Origin of the sequence: Autumnicola patrickiae (genome assembly GCF_031846525.1) — a bacterium.
In the GTDB taxonomy this organism is placed as follows: Bacteria; Bacteroidota; Bacteroidia; order Flavobacteriales; family Flavobacteriaceae; genus Autumnicola; species Autumnicola patrickiae.
On record NZ_JAVRHM010000015.1, the window covers coordinates 79,341 to 99,887 of the forward strand.

Annotated in this window: 20 protein-coding genes; 10 read left to right on the plus strand and 10 right to left on the minus strand. The window is 39.6% G+C overall.

What is annotated here, in order from left to right:
* Nucleotides 1–18: 18 nt before the first annotated feature.
* Nucleotides 19–903 carry a DUF8428 domain-containing protein gene (locus RM549_RS13285; protein WP_311685616.1) on the minus strand — a complete coding sequence of 295 codons (885 nt, stop codon included), beginning with the start codon at nucleotides 901–903 and terminating at the stop codon, nucleotides 19–21.
* Nucleotides 904–963: 60 nt separating this feature from the next.
* On the opposite strand from RM549_RS13285, the gene RM549_RS13290 reads away from it, so the two are divergent.
* A complete protein-coding gene (locus RM549_RS13290; protein ID WP_311685617.1) occupies nucleotides 964–1,644 on the plus strand; it encodes a ComF family protein in 681 nt (226 codons plus the stop codon).
* 57 nt (nucleotides 1,645–1,701) lie between these two features.
* The gene (locus RM549_RS13295) at nucleotides 1,702–3,315 is read left to right on the plus strand and encodes an Ig-like domain-containing domain (protein WP_311685619.1); all 1,614 of its coding nucleotides are present in this window, start codon (nucleotides 1,702–1,704) and stop codon (nucleotides 3,313–3,315) included.
* On the opposite strand, the gene RM549_RS13300 is transcribed toward RM549_RS13295, so the two are convergent.
* The gene (locus tag RM549_RS13300) at nucleotides 3,302–4,081 is read right to left on the minus strand and encodes an amidohydrolase (protein ID WP_311685621.1); all 780 of its coding nucleotides are present in this window, start codon (nucleotides 4,079–4,081) and stop codon (nucleotides 3,302–3,304) included. The two genes, RM549_RS13295 and RM549_RS13300, sit on opposite strands and share 14 nt — an antisense overlap.
* Before the next feature lie 104 nt (nucleotides 4,082–4,185).
* Here RM549_RS13300 and RM549_RS13305 point away from each other — a divergent pair, with 104 nt between their 5' ends.
* A complete protein-coding gene (locus tag RM549_RS13305) occupies nucleotides 4,186–4,701 on the plus strand; it encodes a DUF1440 domain-containing protein (protein ID WP_311685623.1) in 516 nt (171 codons plus the stop codon).
* Here RM549_RS13305 and RM549_RS13310 read toward each other — a convergent pair whose 3' ends face one another.
* The 4 genes from RM549_RS13310 to RM549_RS13325 form a co-directional block, all read right to left on the minus strand.
* Nucleotides 4,702–7,170, minus strand: coding sequence for a ligase-associated DNA damage response DEXH box helicase (locus tag RM549_RS13310; RefSeq protein ID WP_311685625.1), 2,469 nt, complete (start codon nucleotides 7,168–7,170; stop codon nucleotides 4,702–4,704).
* Between the two features lie 310 nt (nucleotides 7,171–7,480).
* Nucleotides 7,481–7,846 (minus strand): endonuclease domain-containing protein, encoded by a 366-nt coding sequence (locus RM549_RS13315; RefSeq protein ID WP_311685627.1) that lies wholly within the window; start codon nucleotides 7,844–7,846, stop codon nucleotides 7,481–7,483.
* A gap of 184 nt (nucleotides 7,847–8,030) precedes the next feature.
* The gene (locus RM549_RS13320; RefSeq protein ID WP_311685629.1) at nucleotides 8,031–9,623 is read right to left on the minus strand and encodes an ATP-dependent DNA ligase; all 1,593 of its coding nucleotides are present in this window, start codon (nucleotides 9,621–9,623) and stop codon (nucleotides 8,031–8,033) included.
* An 18-nt stretch (nucleotides 9,624–9,641) separates the two neighbouring features.
* Nucleotides 9,642–10,670, minus strand: coding sequence for a ligase-associated DNA damage response exonuclease (locus RM549_RS13325; protein ID WP_311685631.1), 1,029 nt, complete (start codon nucleotides 10,668–10,670; stop codon nucleotides 9,642–9,644).
* A gap of 140 nt (nucleotides 10,671–10,810) precedes the next feature.
* Between RM549_RS13325 and RM549_RS13330 the strand changes: the two genes are divergently transcribed.
* The 6 genes from RM549_RS13330 to RM549_RS13355 all read left to right on the plus strand — a co-directional run bounded on the left by RM549_RS13330 (nucleotide 10,811) and on the right by RM549_RS13355 (nucleotide 16,278).
* Nucleotides 10,811–11,236, plus strand: a complete 426-nt coding sequence (locus RM549_RS13330) for a TerB family tellurite resistance protein (RefSeq protein ID WP_311685633.1) — start codon at nucleotides 10,811–10,813, stop codon at nucleotides 11,234–11,236.
* 165 nt (nucleotides 11,237–11,401) lie between these two features.
* Nucleotides 11,402–11,890, plus strand: coding sequence for a GNAT family N-acetyltransferase (locus RM549_RS13335; protein WP_311685635.1), 489 nt, complete (start codon nucleotides 11,402–11,404; stop codon nucleotides 11,888–11,890).
* Between the two features lie 60 nt (nucleotides 11,891–11,950).
* Nucleotides 11,951–12,430, plus strand: a complete 480-nt coding sequence (locus RM549_RS13340; RefSeq protein ID WP_311685637.1) for a GNAT family N-acetyltransferase — start codon at nucleotides 11,951–11,953, stop codon at nucleotides 12,428–12,430.
* The gene (locus tag RM549_RS13345) at nucleotides 12,427–13,677 is read left to right on the plus strand and encodes an aspartate kinase (RefSeq protein WP_311685639.1); all 1,251 of its coding nucleotides are present in this window, start codon (nucleotides 12,427–12,429) and stop codon (nucleotides 13,675–13,677) included. The genes RM549_RS13340 and RM549_RS13345 overlap by 4 nt, the downstream gene beginning before the upstream one ends.
* A gap of 46 nt (nucleotides 13,678–13,723) precedes the next feature.
* Complete coding sequence (locus tag RM549_RS13350) at nucleotides 13,724–15,526, plus strand: GNAT family N-acyltransferase (protein ID WP_311685641.1); 1,803 nt, start codon at nucleotides 13,724–13,726, stop codon at nucleotides 15,524–15,526.
* Between the two features lie 101 nt (nucleotides 15,527–15,627).
* Complete coding sequence (locus tag RM549_RS13355; RefSeq protein ID WP_311685643.1) at nucleotides 15,628–16,278, plus strand: SDR family oxidoreductase; 651 nt, start codon at nucleotides 15,628–15,630, stop codon at nucleotides 16,276–16,278.
* A gap of 237 nt (nucleotides 16,279–16,515) precedes the next feature.
* Here the strand turns inward: RM549_RS13355 and RM549_RS13360 are convergent, their stop codons facing one another.
* Nucleotides 16,516–17,508 carry a 2-hydroxyacid dehydrogenase gene (locus tag RM549_RS13360; protein ID WP_311685644.1) on the minus strand — a complete coding sequence of 331 codons (993 nt, stop codon included), beginning with the start codon at nucleotides 17,506–17,508 and terminating at the stop codon, nucleotides 16,516–16,518.
* Between the two features lie 150 nt (nucleotides 17,509–17,658).
* Here RM549_RS13360 and RM549_RS13365 point away from each other — a divergent pair, with 150 nt between their 5' ends.
* A complete protein-coding gene (locus RM549_RS13365) occupies nucleotides 17,659–17,790 on the plus strand; it encodes a hypothetical protein (protein WP_311685646.1) in 132 nt (43 codons plus the stop codon).
* Nucleotides 17,791–17,996: 206 nt separating this feature from the next.
* Here the strand turns inward: RM549_RS13365 and mgtE are convergent, their stop codons facing one another.
* The 3 genes from mgtE to RM549_RS13380 are packed head-to-tail and all read right to left on the minus strand — an operon-like array spanning nucleotide 17,997 to nucleotide 20,517.
* Nucleotides 17,997–19,349, minus strand: a complete 1,353-nt coding sequence (gene mgtE / locus RM549_RS13370; RefSeq protein ID WP_311685648.1) for a magnesium transporter — start codon at nucleotides 19,347–19,349, stop codon at nucleotides 17,997–17,999.
* On the minus strand, nucleotides 19,333–20,166 hold the full coding sequence (rsmA, locus tag RM549_RS13375) for a 16S rRNA (adenine(1518)-N(6)/adenine(1519)-N(6))-dimethyltransferase RsmA (protein ID WP_311685650.1): 834 nt from the start codon (nucleotides 20,164–20,166) through the stop codon (nucleotides 19,333–19,335). Before rsmA ends, mgtE begins: the two co-directional genes overlap by 17 nt.
* A 42-nt stretch (nucleotides 20,167–20,208) precedes the next feature.
* Nucleotides 20,209–20,517: a DUF4286 family protein gene (locus tag RM549_RS13380; RefSeq protein WP_311685652.1), complete on the minus strand. Its 309-nt coding sequence runs from the start codon at nucleotides 20,515–20,517 to the stop codon at nucleotides 20,209–20,211.
* Nucleotides 20,518–20,547: the final 30 nt, after the last annotated feature.

Sequence of the window (20,547 nt, forward strand, 5' to 3'; positions counted from 1 at the left end):
CCCCTTTTTTGTTCTAAATTATCTTAAACTGAAATTGGAAGTGCCTATGAGGTAAGCGTCTGAATATACATAGACTTTAAACTCCCCTTCAATTAGCCTGTCCTCACTAGCATTGGCAAGAATACAAACATCCAGTTCCTCATTTTCATAATAAACTCTTGAAGTTGCACTGTAAACCATTACTCCGCCTTCATGCTGAACAATAATTTCGTCCCCCACCAGTTCATTTTCCGGATTATAAACCTGTACATTAATGGTTTTCTCCCCCGGCTCTGCCAGTTCGTTAGATGAAATTGTAAAGCAGGTTCTTATCTGGTCCACTCTTCTTGTCCTGTCGTTTTCAACAACTTTACCACTATTTCTTACGATCACACCTTCTCCTGTTAATCCGGTGATTTTTAATCTTGAAGCACGATCTACTTTTGAAGAAAGGTTTTGATTGGTATCCTGCAAAGAATCTGACAGCCTTGTGCGTTCTTCAAGCACTATATTTGTACTGTCCATTGCAGTAGTTAAACGCTGATTCTGGGAACTCAAACTGTCCACAACCCTAAAAAGCCTGTCTTTTTCAGCTCTTAAATTTCCTATTTCCCTTCTGTATCGGGAAATAAGTGCAAGGTTTGCCTCGTTGTCTTTTACAGAATCCAGCAGCCTGTTTATCCGCTCCCGCGCTTCTACCATGTTCTGGTCCATTATTTCATTCTCTTCAATAGCTTCATCATACTTGATGATAAGGTCATTAAGTTCATCTTCTATTACAGCTTTTTCTTTCTGAAGAATTTCTTTGTTCTCCTTCTCTTCATTGTAAAATTTTATAGTATAGATACTCAAAGCGATTAATGCCACAGCCAGCACTGCGGTTAAAATTTTTAATGCTTTATTGTTTTTCTTTTCGGTCATCATACTTATGATTTTAGTTTGTAAATTTATGTTTTAACCAAGTAAAACACAATGCATTAACAAATGTTTCACGATTTAGTTTCCCTGTTCTACCCCAGAGCCTGCAATTGTTGCAGCATAGAATTGGCTAGGAATGAACATACCGTTTGCACTTCATGCCTGCATGAATTACCCGTCACAAATTACCACCTTTACAACGAGAATCCCGCCAAAAAAGTATTTTATGGACGTGCAGAGATAGAAAATGCTACTTCGCTACTATTTTTCAGAAAAAAAGGAATGGTCCAATCTTTAATTCATAATTTAAAATATCGTGGAAATGAAGAAATAAGTGCTTTCCTTGGGGAGTGGATGGGTACGGAATTAGCTGAAATTGAAAAATACCAGAGTATGGACAGTGTAATTCCTGTGCCTTTGCATAAAAACAAACTAAGATCACGCGGATTTAATCAGGTGGAAGGTTTCGCCAGAAAAATTGCTGAAAAATTAGACGCTGAATTCATAGACGATGTTCTGGTCAAAAAATCTCCCGGCAATACGCAGGCGCTCCGTAACCGGCTTTCGAGATGGGGAAATATGGAAGAAACTTTTTTAGTGGAAAACCCGGAAAAAATTAAAAATAAAAATGTTTTGCTTGTAGATGATATTATCACAACAGGCGCAACACTGGAAGCTTGCATAGAAAAACTTAAACAGGTTGGAGGAGTAAAAGTGAGTATAGCTACAATGGCAATTACAAATTGAATTTCGCGTTAAAACTTAAAATAATTGTTTCTTTGCTTCAAAAATTAGCTTCCATTAATGAGAAATAGAATTCCGGGCTATCTAATTGTAATTATTCTTCTTTTAACGTTGGTACAATGTGCAAAAAAAGGAATGCCTGAAGGTGGCCCAAAAGATGAGGAGCCGCCAGAGTTTATAAGAGCTAATCCCGAAAATTACACTACTAACTTCAACAAAAAGGAGATAAGAATATTTTTTGATGAATATGTGAAGTTAAAAAATCCGCAGCAACAGATAATCATTTCTCCCCCCATGGATCCAAGGCCTTCAATTTTACCACTTGGCAGTGCAAGGAGGGATGTACAAATAGAGATTTTTGATACCCTGGAAGAAAACACTACCTATGCGATAAACTTCGGAAAAAGTATTATTGACAACAACGAAAGCAATCCTTTAAATTATTTCAAATATGTTTTTTCTACCGGAGATTATATCGATTCTCTAGAAGTAGGCGGAACTGTGGAAGACGCTTATTTAAAAAACCCTGAAGATTTTATTTCCGTTTTCTTATATGAAGTAGATTCTACATATTCAGATTCTGTGGTTTACCAAAAAACTCCACGCTATGTTACCTACACACTCGACAGCACAAATATTTTTCAGCTTGAAAATTTAAAGGCCGGCACATATCAAATGGTCGCCATAACAGATAACAACGATAATTACCTTTTTAATCCAAAAAGTGAGAAAATTGGGTTTATAGATAATTATGTTACTATCCCTACAGATTCTACTTATGAAATGACACTCTTTAAAGAGGAGTTAGAATTTGAAATACAACGCCCAAAACAATTAAAAGGACAGCAAATCTTATTTGGATACGAAGGAGTTACAGCTCTGGACAGTGTGCGTATTGAGCTACTCAACCCAAAACCAGATAATTTTACTTCCCGCATTGTAAAAGACAGGAAAACAGATTCTCTTTATTATTGGTACGAACCGCAACTGGAAACAGATAGTCTTTATTTTGAAGTTATTAGTCCCAGAAGCAGAGATACACTCATTGCAAGGATATCAGAAATGGCCAGAGATTCGCTAACGGTAAGTGCTACCCCCAGCGGTAATATCGCATTTGACCAGGAAGTTATTCTTAGAGCAAATACGCCCCTGGTGGAGAGCAACGACAGCCTTATCTCTGTTGTTAACCAAGATTCTATTTTCATCCCTTTTTCTACGGAACTAAGCTTAATTGAAAATGAATTACGAATATCATTTGAAAAAGAGGAGAGTAGCCAGTATTCTATAAGAGCTTTACCCGGTACAGTAGTAGATATGTTTGAAGCAACAAACGATACGCTGACCCAAAGAGTCACCACAAAAGCCTTTTCAGAATTTGGCAATATCACCTTCAGGCTTCAGAATGTAGAACAATATCCAATTATTGTTCAAATAACAGACCTTAAAGGTGTTCCAATAGCAGAAAAGTATTCCACAGGAGAAAGTGTTATTAGCTTTAGTAATGTAAATCCCGGCAACTACTTTATGAGAATAATCTATGATCGTAATGAAAACAGCAAATGGGACACGGGTAATTACCTGAAAAAATTAAAGCCGGAAAAAATCGAATATTTTCCCGATACCTTAACCATACGTGCAAACTGGGATATGGATGAACTATTTATTCTAGAATAAATTTGTCTCTATCCAATAAAAACTTAAAATTTTCTCTCGTTTCAATAAGATGGCTGTGATCCAATTCAACTTCTTTGGAAAACGGCTCTTCCACATCTAACTCTGTGAGGTTTTGCCCAAGGCAATCATAAACTACGCTGTGGCCATTATAATTATGGCCCGCACCATCATTACCTGTACGATTTAAACCTATACAAAAACTCATATTTTCTATAGCGCGGGCTTTTAACAGTACATCCCAGGCTGCGACTCTTTTTTCCGGCCAATTAGCAACATAAATCAACAAATCATAATCAACCGTATTTCTTGAAAAAACCGGAAACCGAAGATCATAACACACTAGCGGACAAATTTTCCAGCCCTTGTATTCTACTATGAGCCGCTCTGTTCCCGCAGTATAGGTTTCATCCTCCTTAGCAAGGGTAAAGGTGTGTCTTTTATCATAGGTTTTATAGGATCCATCGGGATAAACAAAAAATAACCTATTGTAAAAATTACCATTTTCGGTAATAATAACGCTTCCGGTGATGGCTAGATCTTGCCGTTCGGCTATTTCTTTCATCCAGAGCAATGTTGGACCTTTCGTTTCTTCAGCAAGTTTTTCAGCGTTCATACTAAAGCCGGTGGTGAACATTTCCGGCAGGATCACCAGATCGACATCCTCTGAAAGTGCTTTAATCTCTTTACTAAAAAGACTACGGTTATTTTCCGGATGCTCCCAGTTAAGATTAACCTGAAGCATTGCAATTTTTAAATTTTGAGCCATACGTAAAGTTATAAAAATTAAAAAAATCGCTCCCAATTCATTGTTAAATCATTGCAGAAAAGCATGCTAATAAATAGCTTTATTCTTCCAAAAATTTATAGTTTATGAATTCCAATCAAGATACTACTTCATTTTTTCAACGAGACACTTTCTCTTCCAGCACAAGTCGCAGTCTAATCGCAGGGGCTATTGGAGGGTTGGCAGGAACAGCAGTAAAAGGCCTGGTAGAAAAATTTCTCAAAGTAAGAAAGGTTGAGCAGCGATCTGCACAAATTAAAATTGTGGATGAGCTTTCCACTAAAATTACAGGAAGTCCAATAAGTGTACATAATGAAGCCCTGGCAGAACAACTCGTAAATTTCCCTGTTGGGGTAAGTATTGGCGCGGCTTATGGCTACGGAAAAAAGAAAAAAGATAAATTAAACATTAGGGATGGTGTAATTCTCGGTAGCTCTACTTGGGCATCCACTCACGAAACATCTTTTCCGCTACTTGGATTAAAGGAGAGTCCTACAGAAATCCCCCTTCGCTTACAGGCAAACGAGCTTTTTGCGCATGTTCTTTTTGGTGTAACTACAGAATTGGTCAGGGATTATGTAAATAAAAAATTAAAAGAATAATTATTTCTCCAGCTGCTTCAGCATTTTCCTGATCCTGTCTTCTACTTTTTCTGAAGATAACTTTTCCCGAAGCCGGTCTGTAATAATTGGAAAGGAGAACGGTGTGGGTTTTTCGCAATTTTTCCATATAACCTTCTGAGAAGCTATCCTCTCCAAAGCCAACCTCAACCTGCCTTCTTCAAGTTGATGTTCAAAAGTTTCCCTGAAGGATTGTTGATAAAGTAGATTATCATCTTCATAATCTTTAAAAACACTAAAAAGAAGCTGAGAGCTGGACTGAAGATGCTTATTTTTAATCATTTTGTTAGGATAACCCGCAAAAACCAATCCTGCTATAACAGCGATATCACGGAATTTTCTTCGTGCCATTTCGGTAGCATTTAAGCTCTTATAAAGATCATCCATAAGAAATTCCGCAGAAAAAAGGTCATTATCCAAAACTTGCTGCATGTTTATTTCCTGATCAGAAAGCAGCTCAAAACCATAGTCATTATAAGCGATAGAAAATGAAATGGGTGATAAAAGACTGATCCTGTAGGCCAGCAAACTGGCCAGCGCTTCATGAACAAAGCGACCTTCAAAAGGGTAAAAAATAGCGTGATAGCCCTCTCTTGTTTTAAAAGTCTCTATTAAAAATTGACCATTATCGGGTACAATAGATTCTTTCTGCTGTCTTTCCAGGATCGGTTTTAACGCCTTAAGCTCTACGGAATCTGTCCCTTGTGAAACTGAAGCCGCGGCTTCATACATTTCCTGCCGGAGCAATTCACTCATTTGTGCTGAAAATGTCATCCTTCCACCCATCCAGCTAGGGATTTTTGAAGTTTTTTTGCTGGATCTCTTTACCTGTACCTGCATGCTTTTAATCCGCACCAGTTCCAGATTTCTGCCGGCAAACGTGAAAACATCGCCAGGATTAAGTTTAGATATAAACCACTCTTCAATAGTTCCTATATATCCACCCGTAACGTATTTTACGCTAAGCATCGCATCGCTAACAATGGTGCCTATCTGCAAACGGTGTCGCATGGCAACACCTCTATCGCTTACCTTAAATTTGCCATCCTCTTCAATTTCAACTTTTTTATATTCGTCGTAAGCCTGCAGGCTCTGACTTCCTTTGGTAATAAAATTCAGGATCCAGCGCCATTCATCTTCAGTAATGGACTGGAAGCAAAAAGTGGATTTTATTTCAGGATAAATATCCTTCGGAAGGAATCCGTCAGACACGGCCAGAGTGGTAAGGTACTGCACCAGCACATCAAAACTGAGCAGGTACGGAATACGATCTTCCACCGCTGTCTTCTTTGCCGCCTTTTGCAAAGCTGAAGCTTCAATAAGTTCTATCGCGTGTGTAGGCAAAAAATAAATAACACTTTCCTTTCCCGGCTGGTGACCACTTCTACCCGCCCTTTGCAGGAATCTTGCGACTCCTTTAGGCCCGCCAATCTGTACTATGGTTTCTACCGGAGCAAAATCTACACCCAAATCCAGGCTGGAAGTACAAACCACGGCCTTTAGACTTTCATTTCTAATTGCCTGCTCGACCCACAACCTGGTTTCCCTGTTAATACTCCCATGGTGCATCGCCACATCTCCTGCAAATTCGGGATATTTATTGATTAGTTTCTGAAACCAGATTTCACATTGTGATCTTGTATTTGTGAAAAGGAGCGTGGTACGTGAGTTTTTGATAATCGGCACCACCTCATCAATTAGATGAAGTCCCAAATGTCCGCGCCAGGGGAATTTTTCCATTTTCTCCGGAATTACAGATCTTACTGTGATCTTTTTATCCAGGTTCGCTTTTATTAATATGGAATTTTTGAAAGCTTCAGATTCTGGTCCCAACAAAACTTCCCGTGCCTGCTGAAGGTTTCCTATAGTTGCTGAAATTCCCCAGATTTTCAGTTGCTTAGAAACGGTTTTTAAGCGGGAAAGGGCTAATTCTACCTGCACTCCTCTCTTTGTGCCCAGCAGTTCATGCCACTCATCTACAACCACAGCATTTAAATTTTTAAAAATTTTGCCGTAATTTTTGGAGGAAAGGAGCAACTGCAGACTCTCAGGGGTGGTAATGAGCAGATCTGGCATCGACCTTTTTTGTGCTGCCCTTATTTTTTGCGGAGTATCACCGGTTCTAATACCCACAGTAAAATTTGTTCCCATTTCTTCAGCAAAGCGCTGCGCCGACTGCTCAATTTCTACAGAAAGAGCACGTAGCGGAGTTATCCAGATCGCTTTCAGCCCTTTTTTGTGCTTCTCTTTGTAGTCGGGATTCTTCTTTATGTATTCCAGGACGATCGGAATCCAAAGCGCATAGGTTTTTCCGCTCCCGGTGGGGGCATTTAAAAGTCCATTTTCGCCCTTGAGATAGGCATTCCATGTTTGTTTCTGAAAAGGAAAAGCTCTCCAGTTCTGTTTGGAAAACCAGGATTCTGCTAATTTTATGAGTTGAGTTTTATTCATGTTTTTTAACCCTTCCGTCTTAATCAGCTCCCGCTGATTAATTCACCTTCCCTTGAAAAAAGGGAAGGAGCTCTTTTTGATTCTCCTACCAAATCAGCTTTCAGCTGATAATCCTGTTTACCTTCAGATTTTTTATAGCTCCTCCTTTTCATGGAGGGATGGTCATTTCTTTTCTAAAGTACCTTCAAAGTTTCCATTACAATCAAGCTCCCGCTAATTATCCCACTTTACCTATTACCTACAAAACAAGGAGCTTTTTTTATAGCTCCCCTCCTTTTCAAGGAGGGGTGGCCGAAGGTCGGGGTGGTTTTTATTCCCTCCTAAAATTATCCTTTATCTCCTGCAACACAGAAGGCAAAAAATCAAATACCATTTTATTTTCAAATCGGATAACTGTAAACCCCAGGCTTTCTAATATTTCTGTTCTTTTAATATCCTTTTCTTCTGCAGCTGCGTTGTTATGGATTTGTCCATCCAGTTCAATTATTAATTTTTCTTCTGCACAGTAAAAATCTACAATATACTTATGAATGCTATGTTGCCTTCGGAATTTTCTGCCGTCCAGTTTTCTGTTCTGCAACTGCTTCCACAAGAATGATTCGGCAGCAGTTGAATTATTCCTCAACGTTTTCCTGAAGGTTTCCAGGTACTTTTTGTTGTGGATTGGTTGTTTCATAATTGTGGTTTTAAAACTTTCCGTCCTAATCAGCTCCCGCTGATTAATCCACCTTCCCTTGAAAAAAGGGAAGGAGCTTTTTGGGATTCTGCTAAATAGCTCCCCTCCTTTTCAAGGAAGGGTGGCCGAAGGACGGGGTGGTCTTTACTTCTTCCTAAAATTATTCATTATCCCCTGCAGCAGGTCAGGGAATTAATGCCTTCAAATCTTCCAGAGTGTTTGCTTCTTCAATTTTTTTATCGGTTCGCCACCTCAGCATCCTTGGAAATCTTGTTGCAACTCCGCTTTTATGCCTTTTAGATTCTGCTATCCCTTCAAAAGCAATTTCGAAGACGTGATGCGGAGTTACACTTCGCACCGGGCCAAAACGTTCCAGCGTATTTTTCTTAATCCACGCATCCAGTTTGCGGAATTCAGCATCTGTTAACCCCGAATATGCTTTTGCAAAAGTTACCAGTTCTTCTTTCTCCCTGTCCCAAAGCGCAAAAGTATAATCTGTAAAAAGATTACTCCTGCGACCATGGCCACGCATTGCGTAAGTGAGCACAGCATCTATTGTAAGCGGATCGACCTTCCATTTCCACCAATCTCCTTTTTTTCTGCCCACCAGGTATGGTGAATCAAGCCGCTTTAGCATTAATCCTTCAGATTTTTCTTCCCTGGCTCTTTCCCTTTCGGCGGCGGCTTCTTTCCAGGTGTTGAAGTTTATGGTTTCAGATAAATGCAACGGAAAATCTTCCGCAGCAACTTCAGCATAGAGTTTTTCCAAAATAAAGCGACGTTCCGAAAATGGCAATTTTCGTATATCCTTTCCTTGCCACTCCAAAATATCGTAAGCCTTCAGGATCACCGGAGTTTTCTTCAGCAGGTTTTTGGAAACAGTCTTTCGGCCAATTCGGGTTTGTAAATCATTAAAAGTGCCGATTCCCCCTTCAGAATAAGGAAGGATTTCGGCATCTATCACGGTTCCGTCAGGAATTTTTTCGACCATTGCCTGGAATTCCGGGTACTTATCGGTAACCAGTTCTTCGCCCCGGCTCCACACGAACAATTCGCCATTTCTAACAATGGCCTGCGAACGGATGCCGTCCCATTTATGCTCTGCACTCCATTCTGAGACATCGCCCAAATCCCCAGGTTCACCTTCTATGGCATACGCCAGGTAAAACGGATATGGTTTTGAGAGGTAATCTTCCTCATTTTCTTCAAGAATTAATTTTGTGAAAGAGGTCGTTGCCGGCTCCCAGTTTCCCATTAATTTATAGGCAAGAATATCTTCATCTATTTCTGTGGCTTTGGCCAATGCTCGTGTCATCAACTTCTGACTCACTCCAATCCTGAAACTACCTGTTATTAATTTGGTAAAAACAAAGCGCTCGTAGTAATTGAGAGCGAGCCAATTTGTAAAAAGATATTCTTTCTTTTCTATCTCAGACTTTGGTTTTAGATCTATAATTTCCTGCAGATACTGATTCAGACTTTTTTCTGAAGGATCTTCTGCCGGCGGAATCACAAGCGCAATAGTTTCTGCCAGGTCACCTACAATATGATAGGATTCTTCAAAAAGCCAGAGCGGGATATTTGCCAATTCTGAGGCCCAGCTTCGCATGAGCGTAGTATTCACTGGCCGTGGCGGCCGGCGATGGGATAGAATCGCAATTGCCCAAACCTTGTCCTTGTCTGGAGCCGCTTTAAAATATTCTGTTAGCGCCTCTACTTTGAGACTGGTTTTATTGGTGCTATCCAGTTTTTTTATAAGTTCAGCAAATCGTCTCATTGTTGGTTTTCTCCGGACTTAATCTTCCTGTTCTTTCTTAGCTTCCTGTTCTCCCGCTTCGCCTTCATACTGTGTTTCTTCGGTCCTCGCATCGTAACCTTTTTCACAGAGGTATCGTGAAAAAATATCCGTATATCCATGGGTGCAAATTACTTTTTCACAGCCTGTTGCTTCAATGGAAGTCAGCAAACCCTGCCAGTCGCAATGGTCTGAAAGTACAAAGCCTTTATCTATAGCTCTCCTCCTTCGGGCGCCTCTAAAGGTCATCCAGCCACTGGCCGAACCTGTAACGTACGGGACCATCTTTTTGATCCACGGGGAACCATGAGCACTTGGCGGCGCAAGCACCATATTTCCTTTTAATTCTTCCTTTTTCGTTTCGCGGGTAATCCTGGTAGTTTCAGGAAAATCACAAAGTGGACGCACGACTTCAGTCATATTCTCTATCGCACCATGGGTATAAATTTTTCCAATTTCAGGGTTAAGATGTTTCAGCAATCTTTGTGCTTTTCCGAGGGAATATCCGAATAAAACTGAGGTCCTGCCTTCACCCCGGTTTTGCTCCCACCAGTTATTAATTTCTTCGAAAACTTCCTGCTGGGGCTGCCACTTAAATGCAGGCAAACCAAAAGTACATTCGGTAATAAAAGTGTTACATTTCACCAATTCATAAGGAACCGCAACGCCATCATCTTCTACTTTATAATCCCCGGTAAACACCCAGACTTCCCCCTTGTGCTCCACCCGAATTTGGGAAGAACCAATAATATGTCCCGCAGGATGCAGTGAAAATTTCACATTATTGATCGTAAATGTCTCGTTCCATTCTTTGCCTGAAACTTCTATATCACCCAGCCTGTGCCTGATAATTGGCACATTGGTGTGATGTGTAATATACTTTTTGTGGCCCCAGCGGGAATGGTCTGCATGTCCATGGGAAATAATTGCCTTTTCCACCGGCTTCCAGGGGTCCAGATAAACATCTGCCGCGGCACAGTAAATTCCTTTTTTATTGAAAGCAAGTAAAGGTGTAGCTGAATTTTTCATGGGCTAATGATGAAATTACTTAAAATGAAAGCTTAAAAAAAGCGATTAAGAAAACATTAGCGAATGTTCCCTGTGGCTTTTAAAATAATTTTCAGGAAAAGAATTATGCCTTTATTTATATTTGTTTAAAAACTTTAGAGATGTCATTTTCAGATTTATTCGGCTCGGGAGAGCACTTGCGCAACCTAAGTCATTTTGCAGCTATTGTAAATTTAGCGGCAAGCGACGGAGAAATTAATCAGAAAGAAGAAGCTATGCTCAAGCGCTTCGCAAAAAAACTGGATATCGATCAGGAGGAATACGAGAAAGTGATAGAAAATCCCAATTCTTTTCCCGTTATCGCCTATAACAGTGTAGAGCAAAGACTGGAACGGCTGCATGATCTTTTTAAGATTATCTACGCAGATCATGAAATGGATAAAGAAGAAACAGTTTTACTGAAAAAGTACGCTATTGGCCTGGGCTTTTCCAGTCAAGTTTCTGAAGGGATTATAAAAAGATCTATTCAGATTTTTAGCGGACAAATTGATTTTGAGGATTATCATTATCTTCTGAATAAAAAATAAGAGCAACCATTTCAGTGCTATTTAAATTCATCGTCTTTTCTTCGGAAGAAAATAAGGATGCTGATGCTTTTACAGTGGCAAAAAAAGTCATGCCTAAAAAATGACAATTTTCGGCCTGTAGCATTTCAGGAACTGCTTTTTTTTTGAAAACCTAAATGAAATTTTATGAAATTTACCGTTCGCGAGGCCACCAAAGAAGATATGCCACAGGTGCTGGAGTTAATAAACGAACTGGCAATTTTTGAAAAAGAACCTGAAGCAGTAATTATAGATGTTGAAGATCTTAAACGTGATGGTTTTTGTGAAAATCCGCTGTTTACCTGTTTTGTAGCAGAAGTTGAAGGCAAAATTCAAGGAATGGCTTTGCTGTATTTTAGATATTCTACCTGGAAAGGAAAGACGGTTCACCTCGAAGATCTAATTGTGAGGGAAAAATACCGCGGAAAAGGGCTGGGAAGCGCTCTTTACAGTAAAGTAATTGCTTTTGCAGAAGAAGAAGGTGTAAAACGTACAGAATGGGTGGTGCTGGACTGGAATAAAAACGCTGTAGATTTCTACGAGCGCAGCGGGGCAACTGTATTTCGGGATTGGTGGACGGTGCAAATGGACGAAGGCGGAATGAAAAAGTTTTTAAGCAAAAGCGCCGGAAACTAAGCTGATTATCTGTCTTCTCTAAAAATCTATTCCTACTTTTGTGTAAAACCGCCAATAATTATGGACTATAAAATACGCGAAGCCCGAAAAGAAGATATGGCTGCAGTTCTTGAGTTAATTAAAGAACTCGCCGCTTACGAAAAATCCCCGGGTGAAGTTGAAATTGGAGTAGAAGATCTCGAAAAAGAGGGCTTCGAAAATGGCAATTTTAAATGTTTTGTCGCAGATGTAGACGGGAAAATTGAAGGAATGGCACTGGTATATTTCAGGTTTTCTACCTGGAAAGGAAGAACCGTGCACCTGGAAGATCTTATTGTGCGGGAATCTATGAGAGGAACCGGACTGGGCGGAGCACTTTACCAGAGGGTTGTGGAATACGGTCATGAAAATGGTGTAAAAAGGGTAGAATGGGTAGTTTCTGAAGGAAATAAAAACGCGATCGAATTCTACGAAAATACCGGTGCCGACATTAAGAAAAACTGGTATACCGTGCATATGGGCGAAACCGGAATCAGGAAAAACCTCAAAAAAAGAAAATGAAAGTTTTCAAATTTGGAGGAGCTTCTGTAAAGGATGCCAAAGGAGTTCAAAACGTCTACCACGTTTTACAAAAATCAGGAAACAGCAGCAAACTTGTGGTGATTTCTGCCATGGGAAAAACAACCAATTCCCTGGAAGAAGTTGTAGAGGCATACCTCAAAAATGGCAATTATCGGCCTAAACTCTCCGTTGTAAAGGAATATCACCAGGAAATTGTAACAGAATTATTTCCGAATCAAACTGCTTCAGTATATAAAAAGATTGAGGAGTTTTTTATCGATCTGGAAAACTTTCTAGCTCATAACAAATCCAGCAAGTACGATTTTGTTTACGACCAGGTAGTAAGTTATGGCGAATTGATCTCGACCACCATTGTAAGTGAATTTCTAAAAATTTCAGGGATTTCTAATAACTGGCTGGATGCCCGCACCTTAATAAAGACCGATGCTACTTACCGGGACGCTCAGGTAAACTGGGAAGAAACCCAGGAAGAAATCAAACAGAAAATTAAAAAAGATCAAGTAAATCTCACACAAGGATTTATAGCTTCAGATCCTAATAATTTCACCACTACTTTGGGACGGGAGGGGAGCGATTATACAGCTGCAATTTTCGCTTATTGCTTAAATGCCGAAAGTGTGATTATCTGGAAAGATGTACCCGGAGTTTTAAACGGGGATCCCAGGATTTTCCAAAAGACGCAGTTGCTGGAGCAAATTTCTTATGAAGAAGCCATTGAACTCGCATTTTACGGCGCATCTGTAATTCATCCAAAAACCCTGCAGCCGCTACAGCGCAAGGAAATCCCGCTGTACGTAAAATCCTTTTTAAACCCCAATGATCCCGGGACCGCGGTGAGCAAGGGACAAAATATTATTCCGTTGATTCCTTGTTTTATAGTAAAGAAAAATCAGGTGTTGATTTCCCTTTCTTCGCTGGATTTTTCATTTATGGTAGAAGAAAACATTAGTGAAATTTTCAGGCTTTTTCACCAATATCAGATGAAGGTAGATCTTATTCAGAATTCTGCAATTAGCTTTTCAGTTTGTGTGGACAATAAATTCAAAAATCTGGAAAAACTTATTCAGCATTTAAAGGCAAGATATAAAGTAAGTTTTACTACCGGAGTCTCGTTATATACTATTCGGCATTTTACAGATGCAGCCGTAAAAACTTTGGAAAAAGATAAAGAAGTACTTTTAAAACAAGTTACCCAGAATACCGTACAGATGGTTACTGCAGAGTAGGAAACAGCATCTAAATAATTATATTTAGAAAGATAATTTTTTTGATATGGGTATTGTAAATTCCAGGGAAGTCGCCAAAGTCATGAATTTCGAGAAACTTGGATTTCTGGGTACTTCGCTTGGATGGGTTATTCTTAGAATCACCAGGCTTTCACGCCTTAACAAAGAATACGAAAAAAGGAAAAACCTGGAAGGGACAGAATTTATAGACTCCATCCTTAAAGGTTTTGAAATAGATTTTGATATTCCCGAAAAGGATCTGAAAAGGATCCCAAGAACCGGCCCTTTTATCACCATTTCCAATCATCCGCTAGGCGGAATTGACGGAATGATACTGATGAAAATCCTGCTCAGCCAACGTCCCGATTATAAGATTATTGCCAATTTTCTTTTGCACCGCCTGGATCCTTTGCGGCCGTACATTATGCCTGTAAATCCTTTTGAAAACCACAAGGAAGCTAAGTCCAGTGTGAGCGGAATTAAAGCGGCTATCGCACATTTACGCGAAGGAAATCCTTTGGGAATATTTCCCGCAGGAGAAGTTTCTACTTACCGGGACCCGCGCATGATCGTGGACAAACCTTGGGAACCTTCGGCAATGCGACTTATTCAGAAGGCAAAAGTTCCGGTAATTCCAATTTATTTTCACGCCAAGAACAGCACTTTTTTTTACAGGCTGGCCTCGATGAGCGACATCCTGCGCACCGCGAAACTGCCCAGCGAAATGCTTTCCCAGAAAAAAAGGAAAATCAGGGTTCGTATTGGCAATCCTATTTCTGTAGAAGACCAGGTGCAGCATACCAATATTGAAGCTTTTACTGCTTTTTTACGCAGAAAAACCTATATGCTGGCGAATGTTTTTGAAAAAAAGAACATTTTCGATAAAATCCCGAAAACCCTGAAGCTACCAAAAGTTCCGAAGAAAATAGCGATAGAAACAAACGAGGCGCTAATGGAGAGCGAGGTAGAAACCTGCAGAAAACTTGATAAAAGGCTTTTGATAAGCAAAAATTATGAAGTTTTCCTGGCCAAAAAAGAAATCGTTCCAAATATTTTAAAAGAAATTGGCCGTTTAAGAGAAATCACCTTTCGCGCAATTGGCGAGGGCACAAACAATGCTACAGATCTGGATAAATTCGATGATTATTATTATCATCTTTTTCTTTGGGACAATGAAGCTAAAAAGATTGCCGGGGCATACCGTATGGGAATGGGTGCCGAAATATTTAAGAAATACGGAATAAGCGGATTTTACCTTCAGGATCTTTTTAGGTTTGAGCCCGAATTGCACGAGATGATGAGCCAGTCTATAGAGATGGGCCGCGCCTTTATTACCAAAGAATATCAACAAAAACCAATGCCTTTATTCCTGCTTTGGAAGGGCATTGTGCATTGCACTTTACGTTTTCCAGAACATAATTATCTTATTGGCGGAGTAAGCATCAGCAATAAATTTTCGAATTTTTCTAAATCGTTGATGATCGAGTTTATGAGATCCCATTACTACGATTCTTCTATAGCCCAATATGTAAAGCCGAAAAAGGAGTTTAAAGTAAAGCTGAAAGATGATGATAAAGACCTTGTTTTCGACTCCAGCCAGGCAGATCTCAATAAATTCGATAAAATAATTGATGAAATTGAGCCTGAAAGTCTGCGTCTTCCGGTTTTAATTAAAAAGTACATTAAGCAGAACGCAAGGGTTGTCGCATTTAACGTAGATCCACTGTTTAACAATGCCGTAGATGGATTGATGTATATTCGTATCGCAGACCTCCCTGAAAGTACTGTAAAACCAGTGATGGAAGAACTACAGAAGGAATTGGAACAGGACTTGAATTCGAAGAAATAAGAAGTATTCAGGACTTGTTAATTTCATGTTATTCCAGGCTTTCACTTAGGAGTCCCGCCTTTTGATTATTACCTTAACAGGCACAAAAAAATTGAATAAAAATGGAAAATATACTTATAGCCGGAGCTAACGGCCAAACAGGAAAAAGAATTGTTGAAATACTTAAAAATACAGAAAATTTTTCCCCTGTGGCATTAATTAGAAAAGAAGAGCAAAAGCAGATTTTTGAAGATATGGAAGTAGAAAGCATACTTGCAGATCTTGAAGAAGATGTGAGCCATACAATGCAGGGAATAGATAAAGTGATTTTTGCAGCCGGATCTGGTGGGCATACCGGTCCCGAAAAAACTACGGCAGTAGACCAGGATGGAGCAATAAAACTTATAGATGCTGCTAAAAATGCCAATGTCAAGAAATTCGTGATGCTAAGCGCAATGGGCACAGATACTCCCGAGAAATTCGGAGATCTTGAGCACTATCTAAAGGCTAAAAAAACTGCAGATGATCATTTAAGAGAAGGCGGAATCCCTTACACTATTGTACAGCCGGGGGCTCTTACTGATGATATGGGTCTTGCCAAAGTAAAACTTGCTGAAAAGCTTAATGAGCAGGGAGAAATCTCCCGGGATGATGTTGCTTTTTTATTGGTGATGAGTCTTGCAGATCCATTAGCGAAAAATATGTCTTTTGAAGCCATTGAAGGTGAAGAATCTATTAAATCTGCAATGATTGAATTGAGCAAATTAGGCTAATAAGTTGCGCTGATCTATTCTGAAATAGACAAAAAAACCTCCCGGATTAACAAAATCCGGGAGGTTTTTTTGTTACTGTTTATTAACTCTGTCACATTGAGCTTGTAAAAAATGTTTTTCAGACTAGCTCCCGTTCCTCTTCTCAAAATAAAATTCTGAAACCCGAGATGAGGTTTCGACAGGCTCAACCTGACCCACATTAATATAAAAAAAGGTAGTGGTACAAAATGGCAATTTTCAGGCTTCTTCTTTCTGTTTCTCCCCTACTCCGAATTTCGATGTGATTTTTGAAGCAATAACACTTGCCAGCCGCTCGTGAGATTCCACCGTCCATCCGGCAACGTGCGGACTAAGTATTACCTTTGGAAGGAACATTAATTCCCGCATAGCTTCCGGTAATGGCTCTGCTGCACTTATTGCCACACTTTTCTTATTGGCAAAAAGACTTTCAAAAGAGGCTTTTTCATATTCCAGCACATCCAGTCCGGCACCAAGAATTCGACCGTCTTTAATAGCGGCCACTAAATCTTCAGTCACCACATTTTTGCCTCGTGCGGTATTAATAAACCAGAATGGTTTCCTGAATTTCCCAACAAATTCTTTATTGACCATTTGGTGAGTTTTCTCTGTCCATGGAGTATGCAGGCTAACCACATCTACCTTTTCACAAAATTCCTCCAGACTTACCTGCCTCGCATTTTGATCGGCTACATTTTCCTTAATATCATAACAAAGAACCTCAGCATCAAAACCCCTGAGTTTTTTGGCAAAGGATTTGCCCATATTTCCATAACCTATAATTCCCACTGTTCTACCATCCAATTCTATCCCCCGGTTTTCCTCCCGGTGCCACAGCCCCTCTTTCACTTCTTTATCGGCTTTATTCAGCTTATTGAAAAGGGAAAGTAACATTCCCAGTGTATGTTCTCCCACGGCATTCATATTTCCTTCGGGCGCAGAAAAAAGCGTTATTCCGTTTTTTTCAGCATAAGGAACATCTATATTTTCAAGTCCGGCGCCTACCCTGGCAATAAATTTTAAATTTGGTGCTGCGTCTATAAATTCTTTATCTATCGTATACCTGCTCCTTATTACTATCCCGTCATATAAATGCTGATTTTCCAAAGTTTCTTCCCTGCTTTGATCGTAAGCCTCGATGTTGTGGTGCCCGGCTTCAGCAAGTTTTTTAAGCAATATAGGATGATTGGTATCTGCGTGTAGAATAATCATTTTTGGTTATTTTAGATTTAGATCTCTCAGTTAATTCTCTTTGTCTCTCCTGAAAAGAAGAAATTTCTAATTAAAGATTAAGCATTACAAAGTTAAAGAATGATTTTAATTAAGAAAATCAGAGAGGAATAGATCAGAAATTTTTCGATCATGAGTGTTTTAGATTTTGATTGTACTCCTAAAACTAATTGTGAACTATGGCCGATAACTGCCATTTTTGAGACACCGCCTTCAGAAAAGAAAAAAGGTTCTAATCCGCTAAACCAGAAATCCAAAGATTGAAATGAAAATAAATTCGTGCATTGGTGACATAATAGGTCATAATTGCCATTTTAGAATGGTCCCTTCAGAAAAAATTTAGAGAAAAGTTTTTAAAGGACTTTCAGAAAAGAAAGACGGGCTTCAACTCCTCTTAACCTGAGATCTGAAGAAAAGGAAAAAAATTCAGGATATAAAAGATTCCATATTTGTCAATTTTTGGGAGTCTCTTAAAATTCCAATATCGCCTTCGCGATCGAAAAGAAGATAATTATCCCGAAAATATCATTACTGGTGGTGATAAAAGGACCGGTGGCCATGGCGGGATCTATTCCGAATTTATCGAGAATGATAGGCACAAATGTTCCTATTAGCGAGGCTATTATAATTACCGAAATAAGGGAAATTCCAATGGTTAACCCGAAAAGAAAATCGAAGCCCAAAAAAATAATTCCGCCTACAAGAAGAAGTGTAGCCAGCACAAATCCGTTTAAAAGACTTAGCAAAACTTCTTTTATCAGCCGTTTCAAGAGTGAACCTCTTAAAGTCTGGTTTGCAAGACCCTGCAAAACGATTGCTGAAGATTGAACGCCCACATTACCCGCCATAGCCGCGATTAGCGGTACAAAAAAGAAAAGTGCAGCATGTTTTTGCATTGCCGCATCAAAAGTTCCCAGCACCGTTACACTTATAAATCCACCAAAAAGGGCAAGAATTAGCCATGGCAAACGCGCACGGGTAAGTTTCCAGATACTTGCATCTGCTTCTACACCTTCAGAAATACCAGCCGCCATTTGATAATCCCTTTCTGCCTCTTCCCTTATAAAATCTACAATATCATCAATGGTTACGCGGCCAACCAGGCGGCCCATTTCATCTACCACGGGAATGGCTTCCAAATCATATTTCTGCATAACACGGGCGACTTCCTCGCCTTCGGTATGCACGTTTACATAGTCTACGTTTGGAATATAAATATCACTAATATTGGCATTATTGGATGCCGTAAGAAGATCTTTAAGCGAAAGCCGACCTTTTAATTTGTTTCTATTATCCACCACATAAATGGAGTGAACGCGGGTAACATTCTCTGCCTGGGCACGCATTTCGGTCATACAGCCTGTCACACTCCAGTTTTCATTTACTTTTACAAGCTCTTTTGCCATTAAACCTCCGGCAGAATTCTCATCGTAGCGCAAAAGCTCGACAATATCACCGGCATGCTGCTCATCCTGAATTTCGGCAATTACATTTTGCTGGCGCTCGAGGGAAAGCTCAGAGATAATATCTGCAGCATCATCGGTATCCATTTCCTCCAGCTCTTCGGCAATTTCTTTTGAAGAAAGTGTTTCCAGGATACGTTCCCGAACGCCGATATCCAGCTCCATTAAAGCTTCGGCCGTTTTCTGGCTGTCCAGCAATTTAACCAGGTAGGTTGCCTGCTCCAGGTCTAATTCGGTAATAATTTCTGCAATATCAGCGTGATGGATTTCCTCCAGAAGATCCAGCAATTCCTCATCTTTTTGATTTTCGATGAGAAATTCTATTCTTTCTATAAGTTCATCACTAACCTGAAATTGCATAGGGCTGAATTTTTAAAGTCAGATCCATAAAAGCCTCTGTACTCAGTTGCTCCGGACGCTGCCCAAATATAGTATCTTCCCTTAGACTATCTGGCAAATCAAAGGTTTTTAAACTATTCCTTAACGTTTTGCGACGCTGATTAAAAGCTGCTTTTACCACACGAAAAAACAGCCGCTCGTCGCATGAAAGGGAATAATCCTCCTTGCGTTTTAATCGAAGTACCCCGCTATCTACTTTTGGCGGCGGATTAAATACTGAAGGTGGTACAGTAAAAAGATATTCTGCTTCATAAAAAGCCTGAGTAAGTACAGATAAAATTCCGTAAGTTTTATTTCCTTCTTTTTCACAAATGCGTTTTGCAACTTCTTTCTGAAACATTCCTGAAAATTCCGGTACCAGATCTCGATTTTCCAGCACTTTAAAAACAATTTGTGTAGAAATATTATAGGGAAAATTGCCAATTACAGCATACGGCTCCTGATTAAAAACCTGAGAAAGATCGTATTTCAAAAAATCCTGCTCATGTATCCTGCCGTGCAAAGCAGGATAATTTTCATTGAGATAAGCCACACTTTCGGTGTCTATTTCGATAACATGAACTTCTACGTTCTTTTGAAGCAAATATTTAGTCAACACTCCCATTCCAGGACCTATTTCCAGCACTTTGTTGTAACCGGAATAACTTAGAGTATCCGCAATTTTTTCAGCTATAGTTTCGTCTTTCAGAAAATGCTGACCAAGATGCTTTTTAGCTCTTACCGCATCCTGGTTCTCCTCCCGTTTAAAGGAGGATTTAAATTTTTTCTGCTTTTTCATAACTGTAGTTTTACCTGCTCCTTTATGGCAGTTTGGGAAGGATTATTGTTCAGAAATCACCTCAAGTTCTGTTCTAAAAGCCACGAATTTTCCTTCAAAAGGTTTAGTTTTAGCCCTTAGCTCCTCCGCATTTTCTTCGTAGTATTTCTGAAGCATTTCCTTATTTTCAGCAGTATATTGAACAGAATATGTAATACCCCCCATTGGCTCCTCTACCATTACTTTGGTCATTAAAGCCTTTGAAAATTTTCCGGTGTTTAACATATCCGGAATATGTTCTTTTTTCATCCAGTCTACCCATTTATCATGGATTTCCTCCTGGACATTAACAGTGACGTTATATATGTACATAGAATTCTATTATTTGAGTCTGAAAATTAC